Here is a 10,559-nt window from a genome sequence, read left to right as displayed (position 1 = left end):
TTGGCGCTTCAGTTCCTGCTCGGCTTTGTCGACCAGCGCCTTGTCGTAGTATTGGCCTTGCGACAAACCAACAGCGTGCAGCGCCTTGGTCAGGTTGTCCTTGTCGAACTCATGAATGCCGGCGAAGTCGATCGTGCCGATGGCCGGACGTTCCAGCACCTGCACGATGACGACGTTGCCTTCGGTCGTGATCTTGACGTCGTTGAAGAAGCCCGTGGCGTACAGAGCGCGAATGGCTTCCGATGCCTTATCGTCGCTGAAGGTGTCGCCTTGCTTGATGGGCAGATAGGCGAACACGGTACCAGGTTCGACGCGTTGCAATCCCTCAAGACGGATATCGCGAATCACGAACGAGTCGCTCGCGTGGGCCGACATTGCTGTCACACTTAGGCCGACGAGAGTCACCGCCCTGCTACGGCGTGCAGTTGAAGTTTGAACAAGCATGCAAAGGGAAGCCAAATGATAGAGACACAACGTGGAGACCCGACTTCAATACGCTATGTCGCGTATCGATCTAGGTCGCGGGTGATTCAGGCGCGAGCTCTATTGCACCGTGATGGCGGACAGATCACCAATCTTTGCGATGCCGCTCAGAAGCGCCAGGACTTCCGTCATGTGTGCGGCCTCAGTGCGTTGCATGCGAAACGACAGTTCCGCGCCGCCGGGCAGACGGAATGTAAGAATCAGATGGGCTGCCGCACCGGCGTCCTTGCCGATCTCCCAGGCCTCACACGGCATCGCGAATTTCACGCTCTTTTTCTTGCTGCGAATCCGCTCCGACACGCCAATCGCGTTCGACAACGCTGCCAGCAGCTCGTGCATGACTGAGCAATGCAACGCAATGCTGGAAGTCTGATTGGCTTTCAACATCAAATACTGACCGTCGCCCGTCAATTCGAAGCCACGTACGGAGTCGATCGCAAGAGAGGGTCGCGGTGCCATGGAGCACTCCAGAATCAAGCAAGGACTGAAGTGTAGGACGCGCTCCCAAGCCTTGAGTTACGCGACGGTTAGCTAAACTTTCCTTCGGCCCTTATCCATTACTGAATCTTCAATCCAGCAAATTTATGCGGCCCGCGGGCAACATTGACCCTGAACATTTCAGAAGAGAAAGGGAGATCGGCACGGATTGAAAGCATCGTTCTCCGCCAATTAACGACCGACTCGGGGGCGTGAAAACCGCTTTCTAGTCCACATGTTTTCCGCACAACTGTTTTGTGCAAAACATCGCTTTTACCGTGACGTTCATCTTGAATGATATGGCGATGGCGTGAAGACCTCATCTCCAGAATCGAAGTCGGCTCTTTGAATGCCACTTAGCAAATGGTGTCAAGAGCACATGTGGACCTCTCGAACAATCGGTAATAAAAAACGCTGACGGTTTAGCCTTCGCAGGAAACGGCGCTCGCACGCCTGTGTCCGGTTCTTGACACACATCCCTCTGCCCAACAATGACAAGGTATTCCCGGCATTTGCGGGTAAAGAGAAATGGACTCACCCCGCATTCATACGTGCCTGACTTCTTATTTGTCCTTCAGCAGGAATGCCGAGCTTTGTGTACATTCGCGCTTGAGTTGCGTTGCAGCACATCGGCACGTGGCCCAAGGCGACCCTCTTCGTTGCGCATGTCTTTCTCTTCCAAACGCCGGGCAATTGAAAGATGCACGCAAGCTTTTTGACTGATCGTAAGCAGCAGAGCAATTCTCAAGAAATGCAGATTATGCGTAGCCCTATCCAGTATTCCGTCACGGTCGAATATGCCGTCAGCTCAAGTGCGTCTTGTGCTTGTGGCAGGTACAAGCACGCGGCTGCGCGCCACCGCACGCCGCGCTAGCCTCCGCCAGGACACTCTTACGTTTTACCCCAAGCTCTGGAATTCTCATGCTCGGCCTAGTCCGTATCGCCCTTCGGCGACCCTACACCTTCGTAGTCCTGGCGATCTTCATTCTCATCATCGGTCCTTTGTCCGCGATGAGGACGCCAACCGATATCTTTCCGGATATCAGGATTCCCGTGATCAGCGTCGTGTGGCAGTACACGGGTCTGCCCCCGGACCAGATGGTCGGCCGCATCACCTCGCCATTCGAACGCACGCTGACGACCACGGTGAACGACGTCGAGCATATCGAGGCGGAATCAGTCGCCGGCTTCGGGATCATCAAGATCTTCTTCCAGCCGGGCGTGAATATCAGCACGGCGAACGCGCAGGTGACCTCGGTTGCGCAAACTCAATTGCGGCAGTTGCCTGCAGGTACGACGCCTCCTCTGATCCTGAACTACAACGCGTCGACCGTGCCGATCATCCAGTTGGCGCTGTCCGGCAAGGGACTCTCCGAACAGAATCTCGGTGACCTTGGCCTGAATGCAGTGCGCCCGGTTCTCACGACGGTAGCAGGCGCAGCGATCCCTTACCCGTTCGGCGGCAAGACACGTCAGGTGCAAATCGACGTCGACCCGGCGGCACTCCAGGCGCGGGGCTTGTCCGCACAGGATGTCGCCAATGCGCTCGCCGGCCAGAACCTGATTACGCCGGTCGGCACGGAAAAGATCGGTGACTACGAGTACACGTTGCAACTGAACAATGCACCGTCGCAAATCAAAGCGTTGGGCGATCTGCCGGTCAAGGCGGCCAACGGCACCACGGTCTATATTCGTGACATTGCGAACGTGCGCGATGGCAGCCCGCCGCAGACCAATATCGTGCACGTGGACGGCCGGCGTTCGGTACTGATGTCGGTGCTTAAGAACGGTTCAGTGTCGACGCTCGGCATCATTTCCGGCATCAAGCAGCGGATTGCTGCAGGCAAGGCGTCATGGCCCGATAACCTGCAGATCGAGCCCATCGGCGACCAGTCGCTGTTCGTGCGTGCGGCGATCACCGGCGTGGCGCGCGAGGGCGTGATCGCGGCCGTGTTGACGAGCCTGATGATCCTGCTGTTCCTTGGCAGTTGGCGCTCGACGATCATCATCGCAACCTCGATCCCGCTCGCCATCCTCGGCTCCATCGCCACGCTGTCCGCGCTCGGCGAGACGTTGAACATCATGACGCTCGGCGGTCTCGCGTTAGCGGTAGGGATTCTGGTCGACGACGCCACGGTGACCATCGAAAACATCAACTGGCACCTCGAGCATGGCAAGGAGGTGGAGACGGCTATTCTCGACGGCGCCGCGCAGATCGTCACGCCGGCGTTCGTCTCGCTGCTCTGTATCTGCATCGTGTTCGTACCGATGTTCTTCCTGAACGGCGTCGCGCGCTTCCTGTTCGTGCCGATGGCTGAAGCGGTGATCTTCGCGATGATCTCGTCGTTCATCCTGTCGAGAACCCTTGTGCCGACGATGGCGAAATACCTGCTGAAACAGCATGTGCAGGACGAGCACGCCGAGGACACGAAGCGCCCCGGCCCGCTCGGGCGTTTCCAGCGCGGCTTCGAAGCGCGCTTTGAAAAGGTGCGCAGCGCCTACCGCAGGTTGCTCGAACTCGCGCTGACCCACCGGCGTCCGTTCGTCAGCGGCTTCCTCGGCTTTGTCGCCCTCTCCTTCGCGCTGGTGCCGTTCCTCGGCCGCAACTTCTTCCCTTCGGTCGATTCCGGACAAATCCTGATGCATGTGCGCGCACCGGTCGGCGTTCGGGTTGAAAAAACCGCGCAGATCTTTGCGAATGTCGAAGGCGCGATTCGCCAGATCATTCCGCCCGTGGATCTCGGCACCGTGGTCGACAACATGGGTCTGCCGGTCAGCGGCATCAATACCGCGTACAACAACACCGGTACGGTCGGCTCGCAGGACGGTGACATCCAGATCGCGCTGAACGAAGGCCATCGTCCAACCGACGAGTATGTTCGCGTCATGCGCGAGAGATTGCCGCGAGAATTCCCGGGCGTCACGTTTTCGTTCCCGCCAGCGGACATCATCAGTCAGATCCTGAACTTCGGTTCGCCGGCGCCGATCGACCTGCAGATTCGCGGCAATAACCTGAACGCCAACTACGCGTATGCGGACCGTCTGCTGCGCCAGGTCCGCGATGTGCCGGGCGTGGTCGATGCGCGGATCGAGCAGTCGCACGGCAACCCGACCTTCAACGTCGATGTCGACCGCACGCGCGCGCAATTGCTCGGCATCACCGAGCGTGACGTGACGAACAGTATGGTGGTAAACCTCGCGGGATCCAGCCAGGTCGCGCCCACGTTCTGGCTGAACAACGCGAACGGCGTCTCTTATCCGATCGTGATGCAAACGCCGCAATACAGCCTCGATTCGCTCGCCGCGCTGCAAAATCTGCCGATCACGGCCAGCGGCGGAAGCACCGCCCAGATCCTCGGTGGTCTGGCGACAGTCCAGCGCACCAGCAGCAATGAGGTTGTCAGCCAGTACAACATCCAGCCCATGGTCGAGATCTTCGCGACCACCCAAGACCGCGACCTCGGCGCGGTGGCGTCCGATATCCAGCGCATCGTGCACGACAACGCCGGCACCTTGCCCAAGGGCTCCTCCGTTGCACTGCTGGGCCAGGTCCAGACGATGAACAGCGCCTTTGCCGGCATGTTGTTCGGCCTGCTTGGTGCGGTGGTGTTGATCTATCTGCTGATCGTGGTCAACTTCCAGTCGTGGGCCGACCCGTTCGTGATCGTGACCGCGTTGCCTGCCGCGTTGGCAGGTATCGTCTGGATGCTGTTCGCGACCCACACGACGCTCTCGGTACCCGCATTGACCGGTGCGATCATGTGCATGGGGGTGGCGACGGCCAACTCGATTCTGGTCGTCAGTTTCTGCCGCGAACGTTTTGCCGTCCACGGCGACCCATTCAAGGCCGCGCTCGAAGCGGGCTTTACGCGTTTTCGCCCCGTGCTCATGACCGCGCTTTCCATGATCATCGGCATGATGCCGATGGCGCTTGCCTTAGGCGAAGGCGGCGAGCAAAACGCGCCGCTTGGCCGCGCGGTGATCGGCGGTCTGCTGTTTGCCACCACCGCTTCGCTGTTCCTCGTCCCCGTCATTTTCTGTATCGTTCACGCGCGCCCCGGGCGCGCGGCTACCCCGGCATCCGTCTCGGGAGGTCCTGCTCATGTCGTCTGAATCTACTTTTCCCACTGATACACCGTCGCGCCGCCCGCTTTTGGTAGCAGGCGTGGTCGGCCTGCTGGTCGTCTTAGGCATCGTCGTCGCCGGTCTCACGCTGCGAGCCGCCGATGCCCGCAAACTGAAAACCTGGACTGACGCCCAGGCCGTGCCGACCGTCAACGTGATCCAGCCCTTGCGCGACGCCAACGGCCCCTCGCTGCAACTGCCCGGCCGCCTCGAAGCGTTTACGCGGGCGCCGATTTTCGCGCAGGTCAGCGGCTATCTGAAATCATGGAATGTCGATATCGGCGCGCCGGTCAAAGCGGGCCAGGTACTCGCCGAAATCGAAACGCCCGAGCTCGACCAGCAACTATTGCAAGCGCGCGCGGATCTCCAGAGTGCCCAGGCGAATGCTTTACTTGCGGGTACGACTGCCAAGCGCTGGGAAGCGCTAAGCGGCACCGATTCCGTCGCCCAGCAGGATGTCGATCAGCGCACGGCTGATTACGCCGCCAAGGAAGCGATCGTCGCGGCCGCGAAGGCCAACGTGGACCGCCTCGTCGCGACCAAGGCTTTCGCGCGCATCGTCGCGCCATTCGACGGCGTGGTGACCGCCCGCGATACCGACGTCGGCGCGTTGGTCAACGCCGGCAGCGGCGGGGTCGGACAGGAGCTGTTCGCGGTCTCCGACGTCAAGCAGTTACGCGTGTATGTCCAGGTGCCGCAGAACTACGCACCGGCGATACACGACGGCACGACCGCCAACCTGACCGTCCCGGAGTATCCCGACCAGCAGTTCACCGCGCGCGTGGTAGCGGCGGCAGACTCGGTCAATTCGAGTTCGGGAACGACGCTGGTTCAACTACTGGTCGACAACGCCAACGGCAAGCTGCTGCCGGGCGGCTTCGCCAGCCTGAAATTCTCGTTGCCCGCCTCCGCCGATTCGGTCCGTGTACCGGCCAGCGCGCTCGTCTTCGATAGCCGCGGCGTCGTGGTCGCCACGCTTGGCGCGAACGGTCACGTGCTGTTCAAACAGGTGAAGATCAATCGCGACCTGGGCGACTCGGTGGAGATCGGCTCAGGGCTCGCCGCAACCGATCGCGTGATCGATACACCGCCCGACGGACTCGCCGACGGCGACAGCGTGGAGGTGGCGACGGCGACCGACAAGAAGGCAGCTGCACATGGTTAAGTATGGACTTCCGGCGCTTCTCGCGAGCGTCGTCGCGCTCTGCGCCTGCTCGTTCGCGCCGCAATATCACGTCCCGCCGACGCCGATCGCGGCGCAATACAAGACGGTCGGCCCGTGGACCACGGCACAGCCCGCCGACCGGATAGACCGCAACGGCTGGTGGAAGATGTATTGCGACGCGCAACTCGACGATCTCGAAGCGCGTCTGCTGGCCAACAACACCGACTTGCGCGCGGCGTACGCACACTATGAGCAAGCGCAGGCTTTCGTGGCGCAGGTCGAGTCGGGACTGTACCCGTCGGTCAGTGTGAGCGCCGTGCCGCTGCGTGAGCGCCAGTCCGACAACCGGCCGTTGCGCGTGGGCGGCCCGAACGACTACAACTCCGTCACGCTTGGCGGCGAAATCAACTATGACCTCGACCTTTGGGGGCGTGTGCGCGACTCCGTGGTGGCCGGCAAGGACGAGGCGCAGGCGACCCAGGCCGATCTGGCCTCGGTCAGGCTGAGCCTGCAGGTCGAACTCGCGGACAGTTGCCTCCGCTTGCGCGGCCTCGACCAGCAAACCGAGCTGTTGAACGAAACTGTCGTGGCGTATACGAAGGCGCTACAACTCACGCAAACTTTGCATAACAGTGGGATCGTGTCGGGCCTCGATGTTTCCCGAGCGCAAACGCAACTTTCGTCAGCGAAGTCGCAGCTGTCGCAGAACCTGGCGCAACGGGCTCTGCTTGAACACGCGATCGCGGTCCTGGTCGGAACCTCTGCGTCCGAATTCAGCCTGCCGCCCCAGACCGCCGCCATCGCGTTGCCGGCGATTCCCACCGGCCTGCCGTCGACGCTGCTGCAACGCCGGCCCGACGTCGCTGCGGCGGAACGCCGGGTGGCCGAGGCCAACGCAAAGATTGGCGTCGCGCGGGCGGCCTACTTCCCGGACATCATGCTGAGCTTGCAGGGCGGTGTGCAAAGCGCAGCCTACGCCGGCCTCGTTAGCGCGCCCAATCTGTTCTGGGCGGTCGGCCCGCAGCTCGTGCAGTACGTGTTCGACGGCGGGTACCGTCGTGCGCAACTCGATTCCGCCAAGGCGGCAACCGAAGAAGCGGGAGAACGCTACCGCGGCGTAGTACTGTCTGCATTCCAGCAGGTTGAAGACAACCTTGCCCTGCTGTCGTATCTCGGCACTGCGTTGGGTGAGCAACGGGACGCAGCCAACGCCGCGCAGTACTCGGTCGACCTCGCGTTGCGTCAATATCGCCAGGGCGTGGTGGGCTACCTCGATGTCGTGCAGGCACAGACGGTCGCACTCGAAGCGCAACGCAGCGTGCTCGATATCCAGACGCGCCAGTTGAGTGCGAACGTGCAACTCCTGCATGCGCTCGGCGGTGGATGGTCAAGCGACGAACTGGCTCAAGCGGCTGCGGCGCCGGCACTCGTCGCTACAGCAGCGGCAACGGCACCCAGCGCGAATTGACCGCCGCTACACGGCGCGGGAACGGCAGCCCCGAATTGTTGGCTACTTCGGAGCGCGTTCCCTGTCCGGACTATTGCAACCTGTTGGCGGTCGCGGAAACGTTGAACCCGGAGTCGTCGCGGCGATCAGTTGGCCGTGCGTCTTGCGAAACCGGCGAACGGTGGTTGCTTCTGTTCAACCTGGCAAACCGCGCTTTGGCCCCGATCACGTGTCTGGTCGCAGCCGCCGTCAGTTGCTGATCGTGAATGGCGAGAATTTCCTCAAGCATACTCGCGACCTCCGCACTGACTTGCCACACGCCGTCACACTGTGCCCTGCCAGCAGCTTGATCCAATGCGGCCTCGGCACGCCGATACAAATCGACAGATGCATTACCGAATCCGGCCTCTTGTAAGTAGTACGTCAGATAGACGGCTCTGTTCAGCTCACTGATCAGATGAGCGTTTCCTTGCCCTTTGCGGCAGACCGCAAGCGCAAGGTGATTTGCGAGCGAGATATCAGAGGCAGCTCGCCTCGTCATTGGGAGCAGCATCTCCTTGCTCAGGTGACGCCGACCAAAAGAAACGCGGCCCGTGGGCCGGCGAGTGCTATGGGACATTGAAAGTGTATCGACTAGAGAGTTGCGAAACGGCCCTGCTGACTCGCGAATCATCGACATTCACGGTTGGGTCGCGTCAATTCTATAGCGATATCGGTGAGGCTGCATTTACGATAAATTTGCAACGGCACTGTGCCGCTTAGCCACAATCGAATTCCGAGGCCACTTGCAAGAAAGCCTGGATCAACCGGAGCCGCACCGAGCCCGTCGAGCTCGCAGCGTTGATGCGGCGTAATGCAATGTTGCCGAAGGTAGCTCTCGGCGAGTTGCCCACCGACAACATTGCGGTCGTAACGGAGAAACGGTTCCGTCTGCAATGTGACGTGCGGATCCGTCACCTTCATCGCGGCAGGCTCAGGAGCACGAGCGGCTCTTCCCTGAACGTGTGCCAGTCGCAACTTTTCGGCAGATTGAATGGTGGCCGTGTGACGACCGCGGCATCGAGATCGCCACTGACCACTCTCTGATACAGGTCGTGCGAGGTGTCAGGCTCGAAACCGCGCGACCACGACGGCGGAGCCGAATATGGGCCGCAGCTGAGCCTGGGATAGCACGTTGGATCCGCTCGTGCTCGACATCCCCACTCGCGCGCTGGTCGGCATGTGAAATGCCGCTCCTGGCGAGCGGCATTGTGCCCATTGCGCTCAGCCGCCGTGAAGCGCGTTGCTCAAGCCGGCATCGGACAGCGCACAAAGTGCCACCGCCGACCAGTCATGTTCAGCGCCGAGCCCTTGCGAGCGCAACGTCAGGAACCGGTCGTGGACGAGGCTTGCCAGCGGCAACGGAACGCCCAGTGCCTCAGCGGCTGCCAGCATCAGGCGGTTGTCCTTCTGGCCGAGCGGCAACGAGAAGCCAGGCGGCTGGAATTGCTGCGACGCAATCAGCGGGCCGTAGATCTTGTATGGCGGCGCATTGAAGTTTGCACTCGTCAGCAGCTCGACCAGACGCATCGGATCGATGCCGGCCTTGCCCGCTACGGCACAGGCTTCGCCCAGCGTTTCGATGATCACGGACAGCATGAAATTGCCGATCAGCTTCACCAGGTTCGCCTGCGAAGGATCCTCGCCGACAATGCCGACCGACTGCCCAAGCGTTTCGAGAAGCGGCACGGCAACCTTGAGGTGCTCGTGCGCGCCGGCCGCCATGATGAACAGCTTGCGCGCCGCCGCGGCATCGGGCCGGCCGAACACCGGCGCGGACACGAAGGCAAGACCCGCTTCACGGTACTTCGCAGCGTGATCCTGCGCGGCGGCGACACTGATCGTGCTCATCGAGATGTGCAGCGCACCCGGCTTCAGTGCGGTGGCGATGCCCGCCTCGCCGAACGTGACCGCTGCGTGCGCGGAATCGTCGGCCACCATCGTGAAGACTACGTCGGCCCCCAGCGCCGCCTGCGCGGGACTCGACGCGACACTCGCCCCCGCTTCGCGCAACGGTTCGGCGCGGGCTGGACTACGATTGAAAACCTGCACGTCGTGCCCGGCGTCGATCAGGTTCTTCGCGATCGCTGCGCCCATCGAGCCAAGTCCTACAAATCCAATTTTCATAATGCCATTCCAAATGATCGGCCGCGCGAAGGCGGGCCTGTTCAGACTGCGAATTGATAGACCTGACGGCTCACGTCGAGCGTCACGTCGCCGTGTTCGCCCAATGCCGTCATCCCGTGCTCTTCGAGTTTCGTGATCAGCCTGCCGATCGACTGGCCGCTGATCTGATAGTCGCGCAAGCGGGTTCCCACCGACATGCGTTCGAAGAACACACGCGTCGCCGTGATCGCCGCACTGATACGCTCGTCCTCGCTGCCTTCAGTGATGTTCCAGACTCGTTCGGCGTACTGCAGCAACTTCCCGCGTTTCGACTCGCGGCGCACGCTCAGCATGGCAGGCAGCACGATGGCGAGCGTCTGTGCGTGATCGAGCCCGTGCAGCGCCGTGATCTCGTGGCCGAGCATGTGGGTCGCCCAGTCCTGCGGCACGCCGGCGCCGATCAGACCGTTCAAAGCCAGCGTTGCCGTCCACATCAGGTTGGCTCGCACCGCATAGTTGTGCGGCTCGGCAAGCGCTTGCGGGCCGACTTCAGTCAGCGTAATCAGCAGGCCTTCGGCGAAACGGTCCTGTACCCTGGCGTCCACCGGGTAGGTCAGATACTGCTCGACGATATGAACGAACGCATCGACGACACCGTTGGCAATCTGTCGCGGCGGCAACGAGTAGGTCGTGGTCGGATCGAGCACCGAGAAGACC

8 protein-coding genes are annotated in these 10,559 nt (G+C 61.4%); 3 read left to right on the top strand and 5 right to left on the bottom strand.

Annotation, left to right across the window (positions count from 1 at the left end; all coding sequences use genetic code 11):
- Both P0D73_RS45335 and P0D73_RS45330 read right to left on the bottom strand, forming a co-directional pair.
- On the bottom strand, nucleotides 1-375 hold a 375-nt coding region (locus tag P0D73_RS45335; protein ID WP_408436209.1), incomplete at its 3' end, for a POTRA domain-containing protein.
- 168 nt (nucleotides 376-543) lie between these two features.
- On the bottom strand, nucleotides 544-942 hold the full coding sequence (locus P0D73_RS45330) for a hypothetical protein (RefSeq protein WP_408320973.1): 399 nt from the start codon (nucleotides 940-942) through the stop codon (nucleotides 544-546).
- A gap of 939 nt (nucleotides 943-1,881) precedes the next feature.
- On the opposite strand from P0D73_RS45330, the gene P0D73_RS45325 reads away from it, so the two are divergent.
- From P0D73_RS45325 to P0D73_RS45315, 3 genes are read left to right on the top strand one after another with little or no spacing between them, the layout of a single operon-like run.
- Nucleotides 1,882-5,073, top strand: a complete 3,192-nt coding sequence (locus tag P0D73_RS45325; RefSeq protein ID WP_408320975.1) for an efflux RND transporter permease subunit — start codon at nucleotides 1,882-1,884, stop codon at nucleotides 5,071-5,073.
- Entirely contained in the window at nucleotides 5,063-6,250 is a 1,188-nt protein-coding gene (locus P0D73_RS45320) for an efflux RND transporter periplasmic adaptor subunit (RefSeq protein ID WP_408320977.1), read from the top strand. Before P0D73_RS45325 ends, P0D73_RS45320 begins: the two co-directional genes overlap by 11 nt.
- On the top strand, nucleotides 6,243-7,718 hold the full coding sequence (locus tag P0D73_RS45315; protein WP_408436206.1) for an efflux transporter outer membrane subunit: 1,476 nt from the start codon (nucleotides 6,243-6,245) through the stop codon (nucleotides 7,716-7,718). The genes P0D73_RS45320 and P0D73_RS45315 overlap by 8 nt, the downstream gene beginning before the upstream one ends.
- A gap of 70 nt (nucleotides 7,719-7,788) precedes the next feature.
- On the opposite strand, the gene P0D73_RS45310 is transcribed toward P0D73_RS45315, so the two are convergent.
- From P0D73_RS45310 to P0D73_RS45300, 3 genes are all read right to left on the bottom strand, one after another.
- On the bottom strand, nucleotides 7,789-8,238 hold the full coding sequence (locus P0D73_RS45310) for a hypothetical protein (protein ID WP_408179578.1): 450 nt from the start codon (nucleotides 8,236-8,238) through the stop codon (nucleotides 7,789-7,791).
- 722 nt (nucleotides 8,239-8,960) lie between these two features.
- Nucleotides 8,961-9,863, bottom strand: a complete 903-nt coding sequence (locus P0D73_RS45305) for an NAD(P)-dependent oxidoreductase (RefSeq protein WP_408320980.1) — start codon at nucleotides 9,861-9,863, stop codon at nucleotides 8,961-8,963.
- Nucleotides 9,864-9,904: 41 nt separating this feature from the next.
- The coding region (locus P0D73_RS45300; RefSeq protein WP_408320982.1) for a dehydroquinate synthase/iron-containing alcohol dehydrogenase family protein at nucleotides 9,905-10,559 on the bottom strand (655 nt) is incomplete at its 5' end.

The sequence above is a fragment of the Paraburkholderia sp. RL18-101-BIB-B genome (genome assembly GCF_046026985.1).
Classification (GTDB): Bacteria; Pseudomonadota; Gammaproteobacteria; order Burkholderiales; family Burkholderiaceae; genus Paraburkholderia.
This window is presented reverse-complemented; position numbering and strand designations above follow the sequence as displayed.